General features: G+C 56.6%; 20 protein-coding genes and 1 pseudogene. 11 read left to right on the top strand and 10 right to left on the bottom strand.

Annotation, left to right across the window (positions count from 1 at the left end):
• Positions 1-158 precede the first annotated feature (158 nt).
• The 4 genes and pseudogenes from MARLIPOL_RS06120 to MARLIPOL_RS18775 all read right to left on the bottom strand — a co-directional run bounded on the left by MARLIPOL_RS06120 (position 159) and on the right by MARLIPOL_RS18775 (position 2511).
• On the bottom strand, positions 159-497 hold the full coding sequence (locus MARLIPOL_RS06120) for an alpha/beta fold hydrolase (RefSeq protein WP_012137233.1): 339 nt from the start codon (positions 495-497) through the stop codon (positions 159-161).
• Between the two features lie 145 nt (positions 498-642).
• A complete protein-coding gene (locus MARLIPOL_RS18970) occupies positions 643-993 on the bottom strand; it encodes an alpha/beta hydrolase (RefSeq protein WP_012137232.1) in 351 nt (116 codons plus the stop codon).
• Positions 990-1847, bottom strand: coding sequence for a DUF2971 domain-containing protein (locus tag MARLIPOL_RS06110; RefSeq protein ID WP_012137231.1), 858 nt, complete (start codon positions 1845-1847; stop codon positions 990-992). The genes MARLIPOL_RS18970 and MARLIPOL_RS06110 overlap by 4 nt, the downstream gene beginning before the upstream one ends.
• Before the next feature lie 14 nt (positions 1848-1861).
• Positions 1862-2511: pseudogene (locus tag MARLIPOL_RS18775) on the bottom strand (DNA replication terminus site-binding protein).
• Between the two features lie 211 nt (positions 2512-2722).
• On the opposite strand from MARLIPOL_RS18775, the gene MARLIPOL_RS06095 reads away from it, so the two are divergent.
• The 5 genes from MARLIPOL_RS06095 to MARLIPOL_RS06075 all read left to right on the top strand — a co-directional run bounded on the left by MARLIPOL_RS06095 (position 2723) and on the right by MARLIPOL_RS06075 (position 9671).
• Entirely contained in the window at positions 2723-6004 is a 3282-nt protein-coding gene (locus MARLIPOL_RS06095; protein ID WP_036190419.1) for a hypothetical protein, read from the top strand.
• A gap of 316 nt (positions 6005-6320) precedes the next feature.
• Positions 6321-7628 carry a glycerophosphodiester phosphodiesterase family protein gene (locus tag MARLIPOL_RS06090; protein ID WP_012137227.1) on the top strand — a complete coding sequence of 436 codons (1308 nt, stop codon included), beginning with the start codon at positions 6321-6323 and terminating at the stop codon, positions 7626-7628.
• Positions 7629-7732: 104 nt separating this feature from the next.
• Entirely contained in the window at positions 7733-8641 is a 909-nt protein-coding gene (locus tag MARLIPOL_RS06085; RefSeq protein ID WP_036190414.1) for a PGAP1-like alpha/beta domain-containing protein, read from the top strand.
• Positions 8638-8913, top strand: a complete 276-nt coding sequence (locus MARLIPOL_RS06080; protein ID WP_012137225.1) for a hypothetical protein — start codon at positions 8638-8640, stop codon at positions 8911-8913. Before MARLIPOL_RS06085 ends, MARLIPOL_RS06080 begins: the two co-directional genes overlap by 4 nt.
• Before the next feature lie 179 nt (positions 8914-9092).
• Complete coding sequence (locus tag MARLIPOL_RS06075; RefSeq protein ID WP_012137224.1) at positions 9093-9671, top strand: outer membrane beta-barrel protein; 579 nt, start codon at positions 9093-9095, stop codon at positions 9669-9671.
• 58 nt (positions 9672-9729) lie between these two features.
• On the opposite strand, the gene cysK is transcribed toward MARLIPOL_RS06075, so the two are convergent.
• Together cysK and MARLIPOL_RS06065 are read right to left on the bottom strand one after the other, a co-directional pair.
• The gene (gene cysK, locus MARLIPOL_RS06070; RefSeq protein WP_012137223.1) at positions 9730-10701 is read right to left on the bottom strand and encodes a cysteine synthase A; all 972 of its coding nucleotides are present in this window, start codon (positions 10699-10701) and stop codon (positions 9730-9732) included.
• Between the two features lie 39 nt (positions 10702-10740).
• A complete protein-coding gene (locus tag MARLIPOL_RS06065) occupies positions 10741-13650 on the bottom strand; it encodes a transporter substrate-binding domain-containing diguanylate cyclase (RefSeq protein WP_012137222.1) in 2910 nt (969 codons plus the stop codon).
• Positions 13651-13771: 121 nt separating this feature from the next.
• On the opposite strand from MARLIPOL_RS06065, the gene MARLIPOL_RS06060 reads away from it, so the two are divergent.
• A complete protein-coding gene (locus tag MARLIPOL_RS06060) occupies positions 13772-14497 on the top strand; it encodes a polyamine aminopropyltransferase (RefSeq protein WP_012137221.1) in 726 nt (241 codons plus the stop codon).
• On the opposite strand, the gene MARLIPOL_RS06055 is transcribed toward MARLIPOL_RS06060, so the two are convergent.
• Positions 14490-14930 carry a methylglyoxal synthase gene (locus MARLIPOL_RS06055; protein ID WP_012137219.1) on the bottom strand — a complete coding sequence of 147 codons (441 nt, stop codon included), beginning with the start codon at positions 14928-14930 and terminating at the stop codon, positions 14490-14492. The two genes, MARLIPOL_RS06060 and MARLIPOL_RS06055, sit on opposite strands and share 8 nt — an antisense overlap.
• 85 nt (positions 14931-15015) lie before the next feature.
• Between MARLIPOL_RS06055 and MARLIPOL_RS06050 the strand changes: the two genes are divergently transcribed.
• Positions 15016-15798, top strand: coding sequence for an ATP-binding protein (locus MARLIPOL_RS06050; RefSeq protein WP_012137218.1), 783 nt, complete (start codon positions 15016-15018; stop codon positions 15796-15798).
• Positions 15799-15814: 16 nt separating this feature from the next.
• Here the strand turns inward: MARLIPOL_RS06050 and MARLIPOL_RS06045 are convergent, their stop codons facing one another.
• The 3 genes from MARLIPOL_RS06045 to pdsR form a co-directional block, all read right to left on the bottom strand.
• On the bottom strand, positions 15815-17125 hold the full coding sequence (locus MARLIPOL_RS06045) for a DUF3422 family protein (RefSeq protein WP_012137217.1): 1311 nt from the start codon (positions 17123-17125) through the stop codon (positions 15815-15817).
• A 116-nt stretch (positions 17126-17241) separates the two neighbouring features.
• Positions 17242-19254, bottom strand: a complete 2013-nt coding sequence (locus MARLIPOL_RS06040) for an ATP-binding protein (protein ID WP_012137216.1) — start codon at positions 19252-19254, stop codon at positions 17242-17244.
• Between the two features lie 3 nt (positions 19255-19257).
• Positions 19258-19959 carry a proteobacterial dedicated sortase system response regulator gene (gene pdsR / locus MARLIPOL_RS06035; RefSeq protein ID WP_012137215.1) on the bottom strand — a complete coding sequence of 234 codons (702 nt, stop codon included), beginning with the start codon at positions 19957-19959 and terminating at the stop codon, positions 19258-19260.
• 202 nt (positions 19960-20161) lie between these two features.
• Between pdsR and MARLIPOL_RS06030 the strand changes: the two genes are divergently transcribed.
• The 4 genes from MARLIPOL_RS06030 to MARLIPOL_RS06015 all read left to right on the top strand — a co-directional run bounded on the left by MARLIPOL_RS06030 (position 20162) and on the right by MARLIPOL_RS06015 (position 23979).
• On the top strand, positions 20162-22297 hold the full coding sequence (locus tag MARLIPOL_RS06030; protein WP_012137214.1) for a marine proteobacterial sortase target protein: 2136 nt from the start codon (positions 20162-20164) through the stop codon (positions 22295-22297).
• Positions 22294-22905 carry a class GN sortase gene (locus MARLIPOL_RS06025; RefSeq protein ID WP_012137213.1) on the top strand — a complete coding sequence of 204 codons (612 nt, stop codon included), beginning with the start codon at positions 22294-22296 and terminating at the stop codon, positions 22903-22905. Before MARLIPOL_RS06030 ends, MARLIPOL_RS06025 begins: the two co-directional genes overlap by 4 nt.
• A gap of 45 nt (positions 22906-22950) precedes the next feature.
• The gene (locus MARLIPOL_RS06020; RefSeq protein ID WP_012137212.1) at positions 22951-23652 is read left to right on the top strand and encodes a lysophospholipid acyltransferase family protein; all 702 of its coding nucleotides are present in this window, start codon (positions 22951-22953) and stop codon (positions 23650-23652) included.
• Between the two features lie 84 nt (positions 23653-23736).
• A complete protein-coding gene (locus MARLIPOL_RS06015; RefSeq protein WP_012137211.1) occupies positions 23737-23979 on the top strand; it encodes a GlsB/YeaQ/YmgE family stress response membrane protein in 243 nt (80 codons plus the stop codon).
• The last annotated feature ends 1 nt before the right edge of the window (position 23980 follow it).

The following is a 23980-nucleotide window of genomic DNA, read 5'->3' as shown; positions in this document are numbered from 1 at the left end:
GCACCCCGCACCCCGCACCCCGCACCCCGCACCCCGCACCCCGCGCAGCGACTAACGTCGTCTAGCTTGAACACCTTCATCCCGTTCAGCTTCGTGAGCATAGTATATTGATCAATTCGTTTCTGATTCTCGTCAGCAATAAGGACTACACCTCAATTCTAGATATGTAGCTTCCGATTGAGAAAGTCGAGCTGGTCAGCAAGCACAAAAGAGAATAGCGGTTCCTGATATGGCTCGAAGTGACCGCTGTCATAGGTTTTCAGCTCCACTGTCGGAAATTTTTGCGCCGCTTTAATGCCTGTCTGAGCAGGTGTGATGACGTCATTTAGGCCAACTTGCATCAGTATCGGTTCCTCAATGGTCTTCAACGCTCTCACAGGCGAATACAGACCGACTAACAGGGCAAATCGGGCTGCAACACGCCGGTCAAGATCCAACTCCTCTGATACCAGGCCTAGATACCCCTGCGACTGCCCCGGCGCGTTTATAAGGGCCACTATTGTCCTCTGAGTCCGTCGTAAAGCCCGTGGAGCGTCAACTTCAGGATTTTGCCGATTGAATTCATTCGCAACGACGCCGGCCCGATCAAATGAGGGACTTGAGAAATTGCCGCCGCAATGTCTGGAACGGTCGCTGCCAGTTTCAATGCATCCCCCCACTGAGTGACGTACCCCAAAGCACAGTCTTCGCTGATCCGACCGTGGGCAGGTGGCGACTAAATTCGATGGCCGCTTTCCAGTCCTGGAGTTGCTGGCGGATAGAAAGTAATTGCCGAGGCTCGCCCTCGCTGCCCCCGAAATTACGGTAATCAAATACCAACACCACACACCCGTTGTCGCAAAATGCTTGTGCGAATGGCTCTAAACGCATTTCTTTGACCGCTCCGAGACCGTGCGCCATCACTACCAGCGGATGGGGTCCTTCACTCTCCGGTCTATAAAGCCACGCCGCGCACTCCTGACCATGTAACGGAACGGTGATGTCCCCTTTCATGTTATTGGCGCCCTGAGTCTGTCACTGTTCAGTTGCCCCTTTGGCTTAGGCAAGCCCGGGACCTCAATTGCGTACTTTGTTTCGGACATTTGGGCCTCATAGAGCCTCAGATGGGCCAAACCGGGCGTTTCACGGAGATTCGCTACTATCTCTTCGAGACGGCCTAACGACTCTTTATCCATCTTTGCCCCGGTGATGACATATTGCAGCGTATTGTCTCGATCGTAAGGCAAGATTTCGCCCGGTCGACTCCACTCGATAACGCGCTCCTCTTCTTCGTAGGACCAGTCATCAGATTTCGTCAGAACCATTTTTCGTATCATTTCGCTGGTAGCTTCGCTCCAGTTGATCTTGGGTCTTTCCTTGGAGTAATCGACAGGTAGGGGCAGCATTTTGTATCCAACATCACTCTCTGCGCACTTATCGGTCAATCGCTGCATACGGAAACCAACGACGAATCCTGTGTGGAGCCTCGCATAGTGCGACCACATCAATATGTTAAATGGGTTTCGGGACAAACAGCATACACCCATATCTCCGAAAACCTGCTCCTGCCAATCGGCTGTTCCCGGCAAGTTAGCAAAGTGGTGCGCCAATTTTTGCCGCATCGCAAGACGTTGTGAGATGGGAATTCGCTTGCTGCCTACAGCTCTCGCAATCATTTCATCGAGAAAGTCTGTGTCTTGGTTGCGAATTTCTTTCGGGTCGCGAGGATAGACTGGCAAAACTTCAAAGGGGTCGTTGAACCTCATAGGCCTGGTGTATTTCATGGTGCCCTGGGTTAGCACCGCAAGACTCCCGTCATCGAACGGTAGGTATTTGAAGCAGTCGATGTAATCCGTGTCGTCACTCATTCAGGAATTTTAGACTATTTGATCCGGTCTGACGGCTCCAGAATGATCGTAGGCAGTTGCACTCGCTTGGCCGATACCTCGTCGGTTCGCATGTTGATGACCGGATGACCCCGGTCGCGTCGACGCTGTCGCAGCTCTACCTTGTCTGGCAACGAATGGACAATCCCCATGGCCCGATCCACGTACATTTGCCAGGGCTGGTCGTCCGATGACGGACGAACCCGTCCGTTAGGCCGCTCCAGCATCTCCAACACCTGCGCCTTGGATTTCTTATAAATGGCTTCTAGGTGCGCCCAGGAGAAGGAATGCCCCGAAGGCAACGCAGTTTCCGTGTGACCTGCAGGGTAATCAGGCCCGGAAACGTCCGATGGACCCACCCGAACCGGTCGTCCCAGTCGCCCAGCTTTTCGACCAGTTCGCCGAACTGCTCTTTGAGTGTGTTGATGTGCTTAACCTGATCCGCAATGGCGTCAGCCCGACCACCGGTCACGTAAACTAAGCCCGGCATCCGGTAAACCAATCGCGTGGAAGCGTTCGGTTCGGCGTAAAATCGCGACAAGGCACCAAGCGAACGCTCAAAAAGCCTCGCAGCCTTTGTACTCGGCCACTGCAATAGGCCCCTCCGGTTCGTCCTCGTTTTCCAGCGCCACCGAAGGCAACTCATACACCTTAGCCCCGAGTTTTCCGGACGCGCGCCGATTAAGCACAATTCAAGAAATTAGTATCTGTTTCACAATTAGGCAGTGACTAATGTGTTTTTGGTGGAGCAGGACCGATGTCTGTTCCTGATCGACAGCTTCGGCTGTGATAACGTTAATCAGAGTTTTTGAGGCAGGTGCGTTCAGGACGCCGGCTACACCGTTATTGGAGCCTTCATGACAGAGCAAACACCATCTGACCCGCATTTCTCACCACGGCAATTCATGAAAGAGCGGCGCCCTGAGCGCTTTTCAGATTCGGTAACTCGAGAGTTGGGGAAACTTGATCGTGGCCTCCTCGAGTATCAGCTCGACACTCTCAATCGCAAAAATAAAGAGTTGGCGTTTGAGGATTTCGCGAAAAAGCTTTGTGAACGGGTGATATGCCCAAATCTCCTAGAGCAAACCGGTCCCGTTGCTGGCGGGGATGGCAAAGTTGATTCGCAAACCTTCCCTGTCAGTGAACAGACCAAACTTTGTTGGTTTGTCGGCATTAATGAGAATTCGCACAACGAGCGATGGGCATTTGCCGTCAGTACTCAGGAAGGGTGGAAGCCAAAGTGTCGGCGGGATATTCGGAAGATTAAGAATACGGACAGGGATTACACTAAGGCCTTTTTCGTCACAAACCAATTCATAAAGAGTAACCAGCGAAGTGATGTTGAAGACGAACTGGCGGGAGAGACTGGAATCGATGTCCGGATCCTGGATCGTTCCTGGATCCTTGATCAGGTCTTTTCGCTTGGCCTTGAAGAAATGGCGATCGATACCCTTGGCATTGAAGTGGACTGGCGGAGGGAGGTTCAAACCGGTACCGCAGACTATGCGCGGGAATTACGACTGAAAGAGATTGAGAAGCACATCAAATCGGAGGTCAACCCTTCTGAAATTTCCACTGAAGAGGTCAGCGAGTTTCTTGAGGCCGCTATCCTCTCCAAAGAGCTGGAAAATCCTGAGATTGAAACCCGTGGTCGTTTCGATCGGGCGGTTAAGGCTGCGAAGAAATTTGGCACTGTATTTCAACAGTTCAAAGCCCACTACCAATACGCATGGGCAGCCTACTGGTGGTTCGAGGATTTCGATCTTTTTCGAGAAGAGTTTCTGTCGAGTTTGGCAGTGGCACAAAAATTAGATCATGCCTCCCAGTGGGGCGACATCGTCACTCTTTTCGGCCTTTACTCAAGTGCTTTCAGGATCCGGATGCAAGGTGATAAGGCAGAGCTAGAGTCCCTACGCGATCAGGTTCGTACAGCTTTGGATTCGATTGCCGACATGGAGGAACGCCCGAGCAATTCGCTCATGGGTGAGGCCTATATTCAGTTAATGAATCTACACTCACTAGAAGCTCCAGAGGAAGCTGATCCGATCTTTGCCTCATTGCTTGAAATCTTCCGAAAGGGTGAAGGTTTAATCGGCTTCGCCCACTCGGAGCTTTACAACTTGGTCCTTGAACTTGACGGATTACTTGGCGATAGCGAGAGCTACGAGGAGCTTCTCGATTATGTCACCCAGAGCTATTCGGACCGCGAGGGACGCTCAAATGCCGCACAAATGTGGGTTAAACGTGGCGTGAAGAGGCTGGAATCCGGCAAACCCTACGAAGCGATTAAGCTCCTTGGAAAATCCTTGCATGGGCTTTACCAAAAGGGACATGAGCAGGACCTGTATGCTGCATTGAACATTTTGGCTCATGCGTATACCGAGGTTGATTTGTTGTGGGCGGCCAGATCCAACTATCTCTTGGCGTCGACCCTGGCAACCAATGAATATTGGACGAGTGGTGAGTTGCTGAGCGGCCAAGTCTTTTCATATCTGCGATTGGCGAAGCTGGAGCTGAGGTTGGGCCGGATTTACGCGGCTCTTGCTTGGTGGCATCTAGCTCTACTCACCTCGAATGGATTTGATGATGACCTAATTTCAGACGATGAGCGTCAACGCTTTGATGCCTTTTTGTCACAGACGATTGCCAACAGCGACCACAATCATCTTTCTGCCTTATCGAAACTGCCCGACTGGCTGTCCACGCACGGATTGGTAGTCAGCGAGTCCGCTCTCCTCTACGTTTTGGGCTATGAGGAATTGGCAAAGGAATATACCAATGAAACGTCCGAAGGCTTAATCAATTTTCTGAAGATGGTCCGTGATATTGATATGGGAGCGGCACCCGCGGAGATAAATCTCCTTTCAGGAAAATATACTAGTCTCAGGACTACGGTTATGGGATGTGAGATAGAGGTGGCCTTCCCCAACCGTACACCGTTCTTGGAGTTGTCAGAGACAATTTTGGCTGGGCTGGAATCGATGCTCGCTACGAGTATCGTGGATGGGTTGATCATCTTGGAGAAGCGGTTGGTTGTTGAAATTTCAGCCGATGACGCTGATGAGATCGAGATCTCGCATGAAATCAATGATTCCGATCTGGCTCTTGTGTTTGAGGTGCTGTGTTCCTCTTTCGCACATTGCAAACTGACTGCCGAGGGTCAAGGGACTATCCAGCGATGGTTGCAGGAGTTCTTAATTGACGCTGTTGTCCGGATTGCCCAAGCAAAGGACCCTGAGCAAACGTTTGAAGTTATGTTTGGGGAAGACAGAGTACTCCAGAGGGCTGTACCTTTTAGCTCATGCTTTACAGCGCTTCATAATGTGTTCGGAGAGGAGGCGGCGGCCACTGTTGTTTCAACGTTTGATGTCCCTGACCAACGTGATTTCCCGTTGATACGGAAGGAAAAGTGGGATGCAGGATTCCCGAAAGACCTACCGAAGACGACCCGGGCGAATAATCTGGTACCCGGAAAAGGGGCATCGTCCGATGACAGTTTCGATTCCGAAAAGACCAAGCATGGCGACTATAAATTACAGGGGCTGATCAATACTCGGTTGTGGAATCAGGCGGAATGGCAGGGCACTGCTTTCATGGAATCAGGGGGGGCTTCCCCCGTGCCAGCACTTGTTTTGCTATTTCGTAACGCAACTCCAGCTGAAAAAATCTTTAAGGAACTTGTCGATACCATTGGACAGGATGATCCAAATAATCGGCTACGAGTGACAATAATTCGAGGAGTCAGCAGACGGCATCCCGGACATTATCGTGTCCAGTTGTCAGAAAATTTCGATGCGAATGAAGGTGACAGAGTGGTGCTGGCTAGTCGGATTAATACTATGGAGCCGTCGTCGCCAGCCAACCTCGATCGCCTATTGGCGACTTATGAGGCAGCTGGGAAATATGTCTTAACATTCGCTGCAATGGCTGAACAAACGAGTCATCCTCAACCTCCTACCTGGAAGCCGGGAAGCTTCCTAAGTCTGAGGGAACTCAATGTCATCAACGCTTGGGAGGTTGGATTGAATAGCCTGGAGTCCGGCGCTATTAAGCAGGATGACGACCCGATAATTCCTGCAGGCGTTGGCCTCCCCCCTGTGCGCGAACTTCTGGACCTCTTGAAGAAGAGCAAAAAGTAGGGCGAGATGGTCAGGGCCGCGATTCGTTATCGTCGCGGTACAGATCCTTGGTTTACCAGCATTTGAAAAGATCATGTTTTCGATAATCGCCGACCCACTGCTTTGCGGCTCCAAGGTTGCCGCAGAGCTCCTCATTATCGCCGAAGCCAAATGTCCGCTTTGCGACCTTAGCGTGTTCTGTTTCCTAAACGCGGACAATTTATGGTCTCAATATTACTGGGGAGGCTTCTGATTAGGTCATAGGACCGTCACCCCAGCGTAACCCACAGCGCCCATCATAGCCGAGCAGTACCATTCATCGCACAGGGAGCTTGTTATGAAGTTACGTACGTTACTGATTACGGCATTGTTGATGTCTTTGTTCTCCGTTGTTCATGCAGGTCCTGGGGGGCACGGTCAAGGCGAGAACTGGATACCGCCCGGCCTGGAAAAAGGGCAGGGTAGGAAGGGTGTGTTCGATAAAGGCGAGCGGGAGGTTCATCTTGGCCCCCGTCCACTCTGGCTGGTGGCGGATATGGACGAAGGGCCGTTGAAAGAAACCCTGCAGTCCTGCACCGTGAAAAAGCCCAGGCCCACGGATTTCTCAATCGGCCACCGGGGTGCACCGCTGCAGTTCCCGGAACATACCCTGGAATCCTATGTCGCCGCCGCGCAGATGGGTGCCGGTATTATCGAGTGCGATGTTGCCTTCACCAAGGACCGGGAGTTGGTTTGCCGCCATGCCCAGAATGACCTTCATACCACCACCAACATCGTGACCATCCCTGAACTCAACGCCAAGTGCACCCAGCCGTTTGTGCCGGCAGATCCGGTCAGTGGTACCGAGGCCCAGGCGGAGTGCCGTACCAGTGATATCACGCTGGAGGAGTTCAAGTCTCTCGAGGGTAAGATGGATGCCTTCAATCCCATGGCGACGACGCCTGAGGACTATGTACAGGGCACAGCCCCGTGGCGTACCGATTTATACAGCAGCCGTGGCACCCTGCTCAGCCACAAAGAAAGTATTGAGCTGTTCAAGGCCCTGGGCGTGAAATTCACGCCGGAGTTAAAGACGCCGGTGGTGGAGATGCCCTATGAAGGGGACTACACCCAGCAGGACTATGCCCGTCAGATGATCCAGGATTACATCGATGCAGGCGTAAGCCCCGACGCTGTGTGGCCGCAGTCATTCCTGCTGGACGATGTGCTGTTCTGGGTGAATGAACTGCCGCGGTTTGGACAGCAGGCGGTGTTTCTGGATCAGGAGCCACTGACGGAGGAAAACTCATCCCTGGCCTGGATGGGAAACCTGTCTGCCCAGGGGGTGAATGTATTGGCGCCGGCACTGTGGAAGATGCTGACCCTGGATGGCCATCAACAGATAGTGCCGTCGGAGTATGCCGAGAATGCCCGGGCTGCGGGCCTGGATCTGATCGCCTGGACGGTTGAACGCAGTGGTCCGCTGGCGAGCGGCGGTGGCTGGTACCACCAGACCATTACCGACGCCATCAACAATGACGGCGACGTGTTCAATGTGATCGATGTACTGGCGCGGGAGGTCGGTGTGATCGGGATCTTTTCCGACTGGCCGGCTACCACCACCTTCTATGCCAATTGCATGGGGGTGGCCGGTCAAAGTCATTGAGTAGCAGTTGCCGCTATGCCTTTGCCTGCTGAAGGTTCAGCCAATCGCTATGCCGGGCATCGGAGTAAACTGGCAAACTTACTTCCAAACAATAGCAAACAAGTATGAAGTCAGATACCAGCCCGGTGTGGCAACGGCACGCTTCGGCTATCCTCAGTGGGTTCCTTGGGGATTGGCTTGAGGCGCGTAACAACCCCCTGGCGGTGCCCATGGAGCTCTTTCATGGGCACTCATCACTGAATCACTGTGCTCCACAACTTGAGGCCCCCGGTTCCACTCTTTGCCTGTCTATCCATGGGCTAATGGAATTGGAGTCTGTATGGACGTTCCCAGGGCAAGGAGGCTTGAGTTACGGCTCCCTGCTGACAAGTGCTTCCCGGGAGATCACATCGCTGACTCTGCGCTATAACACGGGAAGGCCGATCTATCGGAATGGCGAGGCGCTGGCGGCATTGCTGGAAGAGTTGGTGTCTGCCTGGCCGGTTCCGTTGGAGCGTATCGTTCTCATGGGCCATAGTATGGGAGGGCTGTTGATCCGCAGTGCCTGCCATTATGGGCAAGCTCAGAACCATCGCTGGATGGAGCGCCTGACCGACTGTGTCTATCTTGGCTCGCCTCACGATGGTTCCTGGCTGGCGAAAGGGGCGAAAGCCACTGCGGACCTGCTCAATCGTGCTCCTCGTGACTATTTACGGGTCGCCGGTGAAGTGATTGATCTGCGCAGCGAAGGTATCCGCAACCTGTCCCGGGGCGATGTGGTGCCAGAGGGGCAGGGCGAGCCGCCCCTGGTTCCGGGTGTGCGGCATTTTGTGGTGTGTGGATTGCTGGCCCGTTCCCGGACGCATCCGGTGAATGCCCTGTTCGGGGACGCGTTGGTGCATGAAGCCAGCGCCCGTGGCGAAGAACGTACCGGGTGGAAACTTGCCGGCATGGCGAGCTTCCCCGGAGTGGATCATATTCGCCTGGCGCATCATCCTGATGTAGCCCGGCAATTGGTGGAGTGGTTGCTATGAAAACCGGAAATGAGCACGGTCGTGAGTGGTGGCTGGGCGTCGCGGATGTATTGACCCATGGTATTGCGCAGGGGGCCGGAAAACTGGAACGGGTGCACCTGTCGATTGCGGATGAGACCTTTAATGTGCTCCATCGCATTCCCGTTACCCGACCCTGGAGTCAGGCCGTTCGGTTCACTCATCACAACATATCGAAACTCTCCTATCGCAGCGTTGCGGCAGTGGCTACCGGCGCCGGGCAGTTGCTCGCGCCTCCGGACGGGCATCGCTAAGTTGTTTTCAGACAACACTATTTCCAAGATCACATGAACAAAATATGACTGAATGTTAGTTGAGGTTTAACCCCCCGACAGGCTTGTGGGTAGTACGCTGGATTCATGCAATTGGGTGGAACACGTCTCAGTTGCACTCCGAAATGAACGGATCTCCGAATTCGGGAGGATGGAAGCGTATGAACTACAAAGCCAGTTTTGCATGTGCCACAGTTCTGACGACAACGGTATTGGCTGCTCCGGCGGTCTGGGCCCAGGACAACACGGCCCGGGACAATTCCGGTTTCTTCATCAGCGGCAGTTACGGTGGTTATAAATCCCACGGTGGTGAATTTGATGACGACAACGACCTGCTGGGCGCCTCTCTCGGTTATCAGTTCAATGAATTTTTTGCTCTGGAGGCGGACTACATTGATTTTGGCAATTTCGGTGATGACGATGTCCGGGCCAAGCTCAAGGGTGTCGGCCTGGGTGTGATCGGTCGACTTCCGGTCACGGACACCTTCGGTGTTTACGCCAAGGCAGGTGCCTTCGCTTCTGCACTTGATGTTGATGCCTTTGATGAAAGTGAAACCTACGACGAAGTGAGTCCATTCGTGGGCGCCGGTGTGGACTTCCGTGTGACCGAACAGCTAACGGCGTTTGCGGAGTACGACCGTTACAATGTGGATATTGATGAAGACGACTTCAATGGTCAGGTAACCAATGACGGCCCTGAATTTGATACGGCTCGCGTTGGTATGCGGTTCCAGTTCTAGGACTGGATAGTCTTGGTACTGCCAGCGGGACAGCAGCCCGCTGGCAGTTCTTGCACCCTTACTGAACGTTCTCCTGCTCGCCAAACCGATCCGCAAACAACGCAGACGACAGATAGCGCTCGGCGGAATCCGGAAGCACCACCACAATATTCTTGCCTTTGTTCTCGGGTTGTTTACTGACTCGTATTGCTGCGACCACGGCCGCGCCACAGGAAATTCCGCACAGAATCCCCTCTTCCTGTATCAGTCGGTGTGCCATGGCAATGGCTTCGTCGTTACTCACTTTTTCCACTTGGTCGACCAGGCTCAGATCGAGGTTTTTGGGCACAAAGCCGGCGCCGATGCCCTGAATTTTGTGAGGGGACGGTTTCGGATCCTCACCCGCCATCACTTGGGTAATGATTGGGGAGTCGGTGGGCTCAACGGCGACGGAGGTGATGGCCTTGCCCTTGGTGTTCTTGATGTACCGTGACACCCCGGTGAGTGTGCCGCCAGTGCCGACACCGGCAACGAAAATATCAACGGCGCCATCGGTGTCGTCCCAGATTTCCGGGCCAGTGGTGTCCTCGTGAATGCGGGGGTTGGCCGGGTTATCAAATTGCTGGGGCATGAAATGGTGCTGGGGATCGGAGGCCACGATTTCCTCGGCCCGGGCGATGGCGCCCGGCATACCCTTGGCCGGTTCGGTCAGCACCAGCTCGGCACCAAGGGCCTTGAGCACCTTGCGACGTTCCAGACTCATCGACGATGGCATGGTCAGGATCAGCTTATAACCCCGGGCGGCTGCGACAAAGGCCAGGGCGATACCGGTATTGCCGCTGGTGGGCTCGACGATAGTGATACCTGGTTTCAGCACGCCCCGCTTTTCGGCATCCCAGATCATCGCGGCGCCAATGCGGCATTTCACGGAATACGCCGGGTTGCGCCCTTCAATTTTGGCCCAGATGGTGGCGCCGTCGCTGACCCGGTTGAGTTTGACCAGTGGGGTGTTGCCGATCGATAGAGAATTGTCTTGATAGATGTTCGCCATGGGTTTCTCCTTGTGATTGTTTCCTGAAAGATTTGACGACTACTGTGAGACCGTTTTGACCTCCAGGCGGTTCCGACCATTTTGTTTGGCAAGATACAGAGCCTGATCCGCCTGGCGGAGGAATTCGTCCGGCTCGATCGTGGTGCCGGGAATGCCAATGGCAAGCCCGATACTAATGGTGAGCTGGATATCCGGGTTGTCACTGACGTTAAGGCTGTGGCCGATCGCTGCGCGGAAGTCGTCGAGCCGTTTGATCATGTCGCCCTGGTCCTGATAGGTGGTGAAGATGACAAACTCTTCGCCGCCAAAGCGGGCAATCCGGTCGGTATCACGCCGGAAATGGGCGCGCATGCTGTCAGCCAGTGCTTTCAGGCACAGATCGCCAGCTTCATGACCATAGGTGTCATTGATCCTCTTGAAGTGATCGGCATCCACCATGGCCACAGCAAAGCCTGCTCGGTGGCGCTGGCACCACTGGAAACTCAGGTTGAACTCACGATCAAAGTAACTGCGATTGCCCAGCTGCGTCAGATCGTCCGTGACGCTCAGATGCTGCAGGGTGGCATTGGCGATTGCAAGTTTCCGGTTCAGGCGTCCGAGCTTTCGATTCCAGTAGAACAGCAGGCTCAGGATGATGGTTGCGATCAGTACCAGTTGCCACAGCAGAGTATAGTCCACCGTTTGTTCCAGCTGGACCTTTCGCCACTGGCTGTCCAGCTGTCGTTTTTCCTCGGTATTCAGGCTGGCCACCAGCTTTTGCATAATACCCAGCAGAATGGGTTCATCGTTGCGGGTTGCAACCGATAGGAACCAGTCGGAGGGTATGCGTCCGATGACCTTCAGATCCGCGAGCCCCATGGCCTGCATATGATGGCTGGCTGTGGCCAGTGTCGCAATGCTGCCATCCAGTTCTCCCTGTTGCAGCATGCGTAGTCCTGTTCTCTCATTGGGAATGTCCACCAGCTGGATGCCTGGTTGCCGTTGCTTCAGCAACTCGGTAAAAGCATAGTCCGCCACCACGCCCAGTCGCATACCGTCAAGGTCTTTCAGTCTTTCCATAAATGGCGCCTCAATCCTGCCAATCACCACGTTGGGGATTTTCAGGTAAGGCACTGTAAAATCGAGGAATTCGGCCTTTTGTGGGGTTTTCATGGCCATGGGTAACAGGTCACAGCGACGTTCCTTGACCGCCTGAATGGCTTTCTGCCAGCTGGCATTCGGTAAAACTTCGAAGCGGATATTGGAACGTTCCGCGAACAGGCTGAATGCCTCAGCTGACACCCCGGTATGTTGGCCCCGGTGATTAACCCCCTCCAGAGGCATCCAGTCCGGGTCAACGCACAGGGTCAGACGTTGATCACGCTGTTCCAGCCAGGCTCGCTCCTGGTCAGAGAAAGTAACAGGTGGTTTGGTATCCGGCGTGTTGAAGGAAGCGCCGAGCCAGCGATCTTCAATGATTCGCATCTCGGTAGGACTGATAGCTGCAAGAGCGGTGTCCATTATAGATGCCAGGGGAGCCAGCGCTGGGCGGACACCGAAGCGAAGGTCCTCGCCCGGCGTATTGCTGGGAGACAGTTCACCGGCAATGCGGACACCGGTAATACCCAGTTCCCGTACCCAGTAGTTACCGTTGGGTAGGGCCGCGAAAACCACATCTACACTACCGTCGGCCAGTGACTTGAACATGGCCTGTTGAGAGGCGAAGGTGTGGACCTGATCACCAAGCCGGTCTTTAATCGCCGATTCATAGTAAATGCCGGAACCCACAGCAACGGTGAGGCCGTCCAGCTCCTCGAGGCTTTCAAAGAAAAGGTTGTTGTTGAGAGTAAAGGCCACATTAGGAATGACGTGATAAGGCTCGGTAAAGCGCGTAAATGTCTTCCGTCTGGCATTGAATGACATATTGGCCATGACGTCGATTTCGTCGTTGCGGAACATCTCAAAAAGATCTGACCACTGCCCGCCGACGGGAATGATCTGCAAGCCGGTCAGGTCGGCAATGCGGTTAAGCACATCCACGCTCAGTCCCTGCAATTGCCCCCCATCCTCGAAGCTGAATGGGGCGTATTCGTGCATGATGCCAACGCGCACCGGGCCCGTCTGCTGGATATACTGCTGTTCAGCGGTGCTCAGGCTGAATCCACGGGTTTCTGTGATGCGGGCGCCGCCATACTCCTGCCAGCGTTCCAGCAGCATCTCGATATGCTCTTGTGGGACGGCGTCCAGACCCGTCCGGATTTTTTCGAACAGCGTCCGGTTGGATTTCAGGACACCGATGCGAAAGTCTTCCTGGGACATGGCGCCGAGGGGGGCAGGGCCCGCGAAATCCAGAAAGCGGAAGCCAGCCTGATTGGCGTAGTACTTCAGCGTCAGCTCTGGCCCGATAATGACGTCTACCCAGCCGAAAGCCAGAGCCCGTATCTGGCTGGACAGTGAATCATAGGTTTTTACGGTGACCCCATTGTCCAGCAGAAGGTCCCGGTAGTAGACATCCCTGACCACGCCGACTTGCAAGGACTTCAGCTCTTCCAGGGAACTGACCGGGTCAATAGGCCTTTCCGTGTCATGCATCAGGTAGGTCTGGCGGACGTGGTAAGGCTGGGTGAACAGGATGTCTTTTGCCCGCTCTTTACTGAACGAGATACTGTCGATGGCATCCAGTTCGCCGTTCAGGAAAGCTGAATAGATTTCCGGCCAGCTTCCGGCACGGAACTCGAAGGTAAGGTTGGAATGACGCTCCACTTCCCTGAGAACATCAATGGAAAAGCCGGATGCGTCACGACCGGAAATGGTGGAGTACGGTTGGTTATCTGAGACAATGCCGATGGTTATCGGGGATGATTGCTTTCCCCAGGCAGGGACAACCACGGCGAGCGCCAGCAATACACCACACAACAGCGGATATCCGGCCCTGAGTAGTTGGCGGAGCGGAGAGGAAAAGACGCTCATCAGGTCGCTTAAAATCCTTTATATACCGAATAGGTAGTGTAGACGCGTTGGCGTCAAGGTGCCCGCTTTTGCAGCATCCAGTGTTAGCATGGTGACTTTGCATACCTATTGGAAGCTGCGCATGGGTCTATTGTTTGAAGAAATCGACAGCCAACCGTCACTGCTGGGGGAGATAACCCTTCGGCGACGGCGGATTCCCGCGCTGGGCGAGCGGGATATCTATGAAGTGAAACTGGGCGATGAATTCCTGATGTCCAGCATGTTCGTGGACGCAGAGGTGGCCCTGGCGGACCTGGGGCTGGAGATGACCGATGGACAGGCGCTGAAGGTGGTGGTTGGCGGACTGGGCCTGGGTTACACCGCAGAAGCCGCGCTCCGGCACGATCGGGTAGAGGAACTGCTGGTAGTCGATGCACTGGATACTGTCATCCGCTGGCACGAACAGGGAAAAGTGCCCCTGGGCAAGGTGCTTAACGCCGATGATCGCTGTCGTTATGTTCACGGCAGCTTCTTTGATCTGGCGGTATCCGAGTCGGGGTTTGACCCCGAGCAGCCGGGCAAGCTGTTCGATGCCATCTTGCTGGACATCGATCATTCACCACGAGCGCTTCTGCACGACTCCAACGCCAGTTTCTACACTGAAGACAGTCTTGGAAAAATGGCGGTCCACCTGCGCCCGGGCGGGGTGTTCGCCATGTGGTCCAATGACCCGCCGGATGAGGAGTTCATGGCCACCTTGCGAACTCTGTTTACCGATGTGGACGCCCGGGTGGTGTCGTTCTTCAATCCGTTCCAGAACCGGGAATCGACCAACACGGTGTTCCTGGCCCGGAAACTGGTCAGCTGACCTTGCGACCGGTGTAGTCCGAGAAATCCGGCTTGCGTGGACGGTGCTGGTCGTCGGTCATATAGGCCGACGTCAGGATGAACTCCGCGGTGGCGCGGTTGCAGGCCACCGGAATGTTCCACAGAGCAGCGATGCGCAACAGCGCCTTGATGTCCGGATCGTGGGGCTGGGGTTCCAGGGGGTCCCAGAAAAAGACCAGCAGGTCGATCTCACCCTCGGCGATCTTTGCTCCGATCTGTTGGTCTCCGCCGAGGGGGCCGCTGAGAAGGCAGTGGATGTCGTCGCGCTCCAGGTTTTCTCCCAGTAACCGGCCGGTGGTGCCGGTGGCATACAGGGACAGTTGCGCGAAGCGGGTCTGGTTCTCTGATACCCAGTCCACCAGTTCCTTCTTCTTGTTGTCGTGTGCCACCAGGGCAACGGATTTCACGGCCATTTGCGGTAAAGTCTCCTTGATGTGGGATCAATCTGTTTGCCAGTGTTTCATAACCTGGCGACCGGCGGAATAGGACAGAGGTGTGATGAAGACAGCAACGATTGATTGGGCGACGACCCCGGCAGCGGTCTGGCGTCGCCACAGATCCGGCCTCAGGATTATCCGGAGGCTGGATCCGATACAGTGGCAGGCGCTGACCGGTATCGATCACCAGCAACAGGCGCTGGCGCGAAACACCGAGCGTTTCCTCGCCGGAGAGCCGTCCAACAATGCGTTGCTCTGGGGCTCCAGGGGTACCGGCAAGTCGTCGCTGATCAAGGCGCTGCTGAACCGTTATCAGGACCGGGGGTTGCGGATGATCGAGGTCGACAAGGACGACCTGGTGAACCTGCCGGAGATTGTGGATGATATATGTGCCCTGCCATACCGCTTTGTGATTTTCTGCGATGACCTGTCGTTTGATGTGGGTGAATCCGGCTACAAGGCTCTCAAGAGCGTGCTTGAGGGCTCACTGGAGCTGCCGCCGGAAAACGTGCGGGTTTATGCCACTTCCAACCGCCGACACCTGATGCCCGAGTTCATGTCTGACAACCTGAAAAGTGAGATGCACGATGGCGAGCTGCATCCGGCGGAAGCCATCGAAGAACAGGTCTCGCTGGCGGACCGGTTCGGGTTGCAGCTGTCGTTCTATCCGTTTTCCCAGGATGTTTATTTGCAGGCGGTGGACGCCCTGTTCCCGCAAGTGACTGACCGGGATGCCCTGCACCGGGAGGCGATCCGCTTCGCCACCGCCAAGGGGGTACGCAATGGACGGACCGCGCAGCAGTTCTATCGGCAATTTGCCGCAGGCGACAAGTCAGACCACTAACTACACAGGGTGTCGGTTACTGCCCTTTTGCCATGCGAATAAAACGATGGTGTACCGTCCGAACACCCAGGTACACCAGTGCCATCACTGTGGGAATGGCAATCCCCAGTATCAGTGACTTGTTGAGATCGAATCCGGAGTCGTACATGGATTCCAGCCCCAGCTTGAGCAGACCAATCAGGTAGTAGGTGATCGCGACCACCGAGAAGCCTTCCACGGTGTGCTGCATCATCAGCTGGATCTTGGAGCGCCGGTCCATGGAACTCAGTAGCTGCTGGTTCTGGCTCTGGATCGCCAGCTCCACCCGAGTGCGCATCATATCCGAGGCACGGTCGACCCGTCGGGACAGGTCTTCCAGTCTCTCGCTCACCGCTTCGCAGGTTTTCACCGCCGGGGTCAGTCGCCGGGTCATGAACTCGGTAATGGTCAGATGTCCGGACAGTTCATCTTCGCGGAGCGCTTCCAGCCTTGCCAGTACCAGCCGGTGGTAAGCCCGGGTTGCCGAGAAGCGGAAAGTGGAGTGCGCCCTGAAGGCCTCGATTCGTGCTGCTATGGCCGTCAGTTCGGCCAGCAGTGCGGGCTCGTCCACGTCATCATTGTCCGCCAGGGACTGGGTGATCACCGCCAGTTTCTGGTCCATCTCGTTGAGGGTCGGGGAGGTCTCCCTGGCCAGCGGCAACGCCAGTAGTGACATCAGCCGATAGGTTTCGATTTCCATCAGGCGCTGGGTCAGGCGACCGAGCTGACTGTCAGACATGTGGTGGTTCATCACCATGAAACGGCCAAAACCGTCACTGTGGAGCTGAAATGTGCCCCATACCCGGGCCGCGCCTTCCTGGGGGCTACTGCCCACTAACCGAAGCCCTTCAAAGTGTTGGCGGACATAATCCAGGTCTTCCATCCCCTGCCCGGCCTGGGTCTGCAGATGAATATGAAACGCGGCAATGACGGTACCTGTCAGCTTATCCAGCCAACCGTCGGGAAGCAGGCTGATGCCGGTTTCTGCGAAGGGCGCGCCAGTCTCCGCCGGATCAAGGTTGATGAAGGTGTAGGACGCAAATTCCATATGCATCTCGCGCCGCACGCGGAGGTTGCCAAAGGTTTTCTCGAAGCAACTGACTTCCTGGTCGGGCTCCGGGTGGCCCAGCAGGCGATGCAGCTCCTGTAGATGCTGGAACTGAGAGTCGCGTTCCTCGGGTGTGGTGAGGACGGCTATGTGGGTTACCCGGGCAGGCGTTGGCAGTACCTGGAAGGGGCGGGAATGCAGCTCGTCATACAGATCATCCCGTAACGGGTGAATGGCAAGGGCTGAAAGACTTGATCCCACGCTGGTTGGTCTCCACGGTGTCAGATGGCTTGAATCCTGGACAGGTCACAAGGTTAGGGGAAAGTGGATCGCAGGGAAATACGACCAGAGGCTTGCCTGCATCGTCTGAAAGTCGCTCACTGACCGGACACCGGGGCCTGCCTGGGCAGGCTGACGGTGAACAGCACACCGTTGGCCTCATTGCTCGCGGTTACCGACCCGCCATGGTGTTCGGCAATCAGCTTCACGATCAGCAAACCCTGTCCCAGGTGTCCTTCCTGGGTGCCTTTTCGTATGGATACAAACGGGTTGAAAATATCGGAGCTCAGGTGCTCCGGCAGCGGTGGTCCCTGATTGAACACGCCCAGTTCAGCACTCTTGCTCTTTGCTGAAAGGCGGAGTTCGATCCGATCGCCAGTGGCGGTGAAGTCCCGGGCGTTATCCACCAGCTTGTCCAGCAACTGGACGATCAGCTCCGGTGAACCGTGCAGGAGGCAGCCCTCGGCAGGCCCCCTGTAGACAATCCGGTGATCCGCATCCAGTTGCTGATAGGCGCGGGTTGTCTGATCCATCACCGCTGCCAGATCGAAGCGTTCCTTCTCGGCGTGGTCGAAACTCTGTTCCAGCCTGGCGGCTTCGCTCATGCCGTTCAGAATCTGGCTGAGCCTGTCAGTGGCCGCAGCGGCCCGCTCGATGTAACTGGTGCGTTCACTGTCGGATTCTGCGTGGCGCAGATTCTCCAGGGACGAGCGCACTACCGCCACCGGCGTTTTCAGCTCGTGGGAAAGGCGGCGGGAAAAGCTTTCCAGGTATTCGTTATAACCGTGCAGTCGGTCGACCATCTGGCCAAAGTGCTGGTGCAGCTGCCCCAGCTCGTCGCGAGCGCGTGTATCCGGCAACGTACCGATGATACGTCCATCGTCGTCGACACTGGCACTGACTGCCCGCTGCAGTCGGGTGATCCGCCAGGACAGCCAACTGATATAACCCAGCAGAACCAGCATCAGCCCCACCACCAACAAGGTACTGCGTGCGATCACCGAGCCCAGGGTATTGCCGGCCAGCGACAGCAACTGATCCAGCGATTGCTCAAGAACCAGGATGCGGCCGCTGAACACCGGATGTGTCACCATCAGGAAGCTTTTGCCATCCTGATGACGCACCAGACCACTTTCGGGAAGGGTAGTGGGATCAGGGCGGATGGAGGTTTCGTCAACGGGCTTTGGGTTCGGTTGATAGAATCGCACCAGTGCTCTGAGGCCGTTGAGTGCAATCTGCTCCACCACCTCCAGTGGGCTAAGGGAGTCAAACTCCGGCCGATCGTGTTTATTTGCCAGCGCCTGGCGGGCAATGACCCAGCCTTCAGGTTCCAGAACCCGAAGATGTTGGCCGCTGGCCATCTGGCTGGAGAGTTGTTGTTCCAGCTGCGGTAAACGGGTTACCAGTGCCGGTGGCGGAAGGGTGGCTGTGCCGGCGGAATCAATACCGTTCCCGCCTGACCACTCGGCTACCAGCCCGAGGCGGCTGCCTCGCGCTGGTAGCGGCAGTTTAAGCTCCAGCTGGTAGCCGTTCTCCACACTTTCCCAGTAGCCGGTAATGCGGAAATCATTGTCAGGCTCGGGCCCGGTTGTGATGGCATTGACGCGTCCGGGAGCCGGTGTCCGGATGACGCGTTCGGTTTGGTTGGCGCCTTCGAGCATAATCAGGCGCAGGCGGTCGTGTGGCTGGTCGGGCGAGCCGGGGTTGAAGTAACGAATGCCAGGATGCTCGACCCGAACCAGCAGGTACAGGTACCGTTGATCGGTTGCGGCTTGCCAGCGCAGGACAGACGCGGTGGTTGTGTCCGACCGGTCCTGCCACTGCTGTTGCGAAAGCTCTTCGTTATACCCGGGCCAGTCGTAGCCATAACCGTCCATGCGGGGCGGCTGGTTGACCGGGTGAGCGTATATGACCGGGGTGCCCGATGGCACCGCTGTGTTGCCAATCAGCAGGTCACCAGCGGTATCCGCCATCCGTTTGGCCTGTTCCTGCAACTGCTCTGCCGCCTGCTCCCTCAGGGCTCCATCCAGCTCCAGCACAAATTGCAGACCCGCCCATGGAATCATCAGCATCAGCAGGCTGGCGACGAACAGCTGGCGCTTGAGGCTCAAGGCTCAGACCTCATGGGCATTCCAGCGATACCCCATGCCGTAGGCGGTCTGTATACCGTCAAAGTTGCTGTCGATCTGCACGAACTTGCGACGTATGCGTTTGATGTGGGACGTCACGGTGTTGTCGTCCAGCACGGTGCTGGCGGCTTCCATCAGCTGGTCGCGGCTGCGTACGTGGCCCGGATGCTGGACCAGGGAGTGGAGCATCCAGAATTCGGTGACCGTCAGGTCGACCGGCTGGTTTTCCCAGTCAGCCGTCATGCGGTCCACGTTCAGAGTCAGCTTGCCCCGCTGGAGCACTTCGTCGGGTTTTTTCAACGCCTCCGCCCAGGCATCGGCCCGGCGGAGCAGGGCGGTAACACGCGCCAGTAGGTGATCCAGGCTCATGTCCTTGGTGACATAGTCGTCCGCCCCCAGGCGCAGCCCATGGACCGAATCAATGTCGCTGTCCCGCGCCGTGAGAAAAATGATCGGCAGGGTCTTGGACAAGTTCCTCAGGTCCTGGCACAGGGTGAAGCCGCCCTCTGGCTCATCTCCCAATCCCACATCGATGATGGCCAGATCCGGCAGGCTGTGACGCAGCACCTGGAAGGCACTGGCTCGGTCACCATAGGCGGACACGCGGTAGCCACGGCGCTCAAAGGCATCCCGGTAGTTTTCGCGAATGGCGGGTTCGTCCTCAATCAAGACTATGTGCCGCTTCATGTGTCCTTTCTGTCCTTTCCGGCGAGTACAGGTAATGTGCAGCGTCTATTTAATCACGCTGACGCACGATCACAAGGAAACGGGGCGCCTTTGCCATAATTCATCATAATTGGCCGCCGCACCGCCAGATTCTGACACAGGATGATCGCTTCCATGGGTTGAAATCAGCATCACGATTCACAAAAAAGAAAGGAATCCAACGATGCTGACCAGTGCTGTAGCAACCCCATCCCGCAGTGCGGCCCCTCGCCCGATCGCACGTCGTGCCATCCGCTGTATGGAAGGGATCAGCCTCTGGCTGGCCTTCCTGCTGATGCTCGCCAGTCATTCGATGATGGCGGAAGCCCTGGAGGCTCCCGGCCAGTCTGAGGGCGCCGGTGCTTTCCACTTTGTCGACAGTGAAGGCCAATGGCAGGAGCCGGCTACCCTGCTGACCACCGAATACCGGGTCACGGTCAGCGGTCTGATCGCTGATACCCGCCTGCGTCAGAGCTTCGAGAACACCAGTCAGCAATGGAGGGAGGGTGTCTTCGTGTTCCCGCTGCCGGAGAACGCCAGTGTCTATGCCCTGACCATGACCGCCGGAGAGCGGGTGATTGTGGGTGAGATCAAGGAGCGCGCCGAAGCCAAACGGCAGTACGACCGGGCCAAGAAGGAGGGGCGCAGGGCTGCCCGCGTGGACCAGCAGCGGCCCAACCTGTTCACCACTCGTCTGGCCAACATCCCACCGGGAGAGACGGTCAGTGTTGAACTGCACTACCAACAGGCGGTGCGCTACCAGTCCGGTGAGTTCGAACTGCGACTGCCGACCACCCTGACGCCCCGTTACATGCCGGGCGCGCCCATCGCCGACGGGCCGAAGCAATGGCAGGGTGGCTGGGCTACGCCTACCACTCAAGTGCCTGATGCTGACAAGATCAGCCCTTTTACCGTGTTGCCGGAAGATATGGGCCCGAACAGTCACCGGGCGAAGGTGGAACTGGTGATCAACGCCGGGCTGCCGGTGGCCACGGTGACCAGCCCGACCCACGGTCTTACCAGCACCTGGAACGGCGACGCGGTAACGGTTACCCCGGACGAGGGTGACATCCTGATGGACCGGGACCTGGTGGTGCGCTGGGCACCAGTACGAGGGCAGGAGCCCTCTGCTGCCGTATTCCATGAGCAGTGGCAGGGAGAGGACTACCTGTTGGCCCTACTGGTACCGGGCCTGGCACAGGATCGCCAGTTGCCCCGTGAGCTGATCTTCGTGATCGACACCTCCGGTTCCATGGCCGGCCAATCCATCCGTCAGGCCCGCGCCTCGCTGTTGCGGGGACTGGACACCCTCGGGCCGGCGGACCGCTTCAATGTCATCCAGTTCAACAGTCAGACCAGCAGTCTGCACCGGCAAGCGGTGCCCGCCGACAGTTACAACCTGAATCAGGCCAGGCGTTACGTCCGCGAATTGACCGCTGATGGCGGTACGGAAATGGCCTCGGCACTGGATGTTGCCTTGGGGAAGGGGGGCGAAGAGCAGGTTGAAGAGAGCGTCAACGAGCATGTGCGACAGGTGGTGTTCATCACCGACGGTGCGGTCGGGAACGAGGCGGCGCTATTTGCAAAGATCCGTCAACAACTGGGCAGCAGCCGACTGTTCACTGTTGGCATAGGCTCGGCGCCGAATATGCATTTCATGCGCGAGGCGGCCCGTTATGGCCGTGGTACCTATACCGCCATCAGCGATCTGGGAGATGTGTCCGGGCCGCTGGATGAGCTGTTCGGTAAGATGCAGTCACCGGTACTGACCGATATCCGGGCCTCGTGGCCGGATCAGCAAGCTGCGTCAGAGAGTTTTCCCAGACGAACCGGTGACCTGTTCAAGGGTGAACCCATGGTGCAGGTGACCCGGGGCGGGGCCGCCCGTGGTGAGCTGGCAGTATCTGGCCGGCTGCCCGATGGCAGCCGCTGGCAGCAATCCCTGGACTTGGGGCAGGCCGCTCCTGGCAAGGGCCTGCATCGCTACTGGGCGCGGGAGAAAATCGACAGCCTGCTGGACACCGGTCTGTCTGGCCAAGTGGATGAGGACACCCGGCGGGCAGTCACCACGCTTGCCCTGAATCATCAGTTGATGACCCGTTACACAAGTTTCGTGGCGCTGGACAAGACCCCGATCCGGGATACCGGTACGGCTCTGGAGACCGACCACTTGTCCACCCTGCTGCCCACCGGAAGCCAGCCCGGCATGTTGCGCTATCCCCAGACCGCCACCCTCTCGCCGTTGCTGGTCGCTCTGGGGTTGCTGGGTCTTATGTTCTCGTCGGCGGCGCTGATGGTCCATCGGAGGGTGTTCTCATGACCCGCCTGTTCCTGTTAATGGTGATGATGTCCGCCACGATTCTGACCGCCGGATTGTGGATTCCCTTCAAGGCCGTGGTGGCCCAGGAGTTGCTGGAACTGGCCTGGGCCGAGAGTCAGGCTCGGCAGACCGAGACCCGCCCCTGGCCCTGGGCCGACACTTGGCCAGTGGCCCGGCTGTCATTGCCGGAACTGGGTCAGTCGATGATTGTGTTGGAGGGTGCTCATGGCGAGAGTCTGGCGTTTGGCCCGGGGCAGGTGCTGGGTAACGCTGCCGGGCCGGGACCGGTGGTGATTGCCGGCCATCGGGATACCCATTTCAGTAGCCTGCGCCACCTGGAGCAGGGAAGTGAACTGAAGCTGCAGACGCGTTCTGGTCGCTGGTACGGTTATCGGGTCGATAATGTCCGTGTTGTTGACAGTCGTTATGAGCGGATTGACACCGGCCTGCTTGATGACGACACCCTGCTACTGGTCACCTGTTTTCCTTTTGACAGTTTCGATAACCGTGGTCCCCTGCGTTACGTGGTGGAAGCCAGATCCAGCCATCCTCCGGTTGGTGGTAATGAACATGATCCCGTACAAATTGACACTGTCGCGGGGCTATGAGTATGGCTTACACTTGTGCGCAAAATTACGTAGACGGGTTGTTTCATGGGTGCTTTGAGAAAATTCCTGGCCTGGCTGAGTGTGCCGGTTATTTGTGCTATAGCGCTGTTGCTCTATGTTGCGCGACCATTCAATCCAGACAATAACCGGTTATTCGGGTGTGTGGTCGGCCGGGTTGGACGTTTTATTCTGGGGATGGAACGACCGCTGAGCGGGCAGGAGAACATCCCCCGAGACCGACCAACGGTTGTCATTGCCAACCATCAACACAACGACGATCTGTTTGTGATGGGGGACCTGTTGCCGCCCCGAACGGTGACTGTTGGCAAATTGTCGTTGGTCTGGATCCCTTTTTTCGGTCAGATATTCTGGCTTGGCGGGAATGTGGTTCTTGATCGTGCCCGTTCCCATAAAGCCGTTGCGGTGATGCAGGTGACCAGCGACGCCATCGTAAAGGAACGCAAAAGTCTGTGGATCTTTCCGGAAGGCACCCGTAGTCGCGGGCGCGGGCTACAAAAATTCAAGAAAGGCGCGTTCCACGCTGCCGTGGCTTCTGGTGCCCCTATCACCATGGTGTGTGCCAGTCAGTATAAGGATGGCACCCTCGGCTGGCTCGGTCGTCGCGAGCCGGTATCGATCCGGGTTCTTCCTCCCATTGAAACCTCCGGTCTGACCACGGCTGATATTCCCGAGCTGATGGCGCGCTGCCATCGAGAGATGGAAGCCGCTATTTCCGCCATGTCGTGATCGGATGTTCTTGAAGCAGAACAGAAAACAGGGCAGTCTTTCGGAATCTGAACAATTCGTCCGAAAGGCAGGGAGAGGCGTGTTATGAATCTGATTCTGTTTTTGATCATCGGTGGTGTTGCTGGCTGGTTGGCCGGCCTGATCATGAAGGGCCGTGGCTTTGGAGTACTGGCCAATATCGGTATCGGCATTGTGGGCTCTTTTATCGGCGGCTTTGTCTTCCGTCTGCTAGGGCTGGCGGCTCAAGGGGCTGTGGGTGAACTGGTAACAGCCACCGTCGGCGCGGTTCTGCTCCTGGCTGTCGTCAGCGCCATCAAGAAGGCCTGAG

The sequence above is a fragment of the Marinobacter lipolyticus SM19 genome (genome assembly GCF_000397065.2).
Lineage (GTDB): Bacteria > Pseudomonadota > Gammaproteobacteria > Pseudomonadales > Oleiphilaceae > Marinobacter > Marinobacter lipolyticus.
The sequence above is the reverse complement of the archived record's forward strand: the minus strand, read 5'-3'. Positions and strand labels throughout refer to the sequence as shown.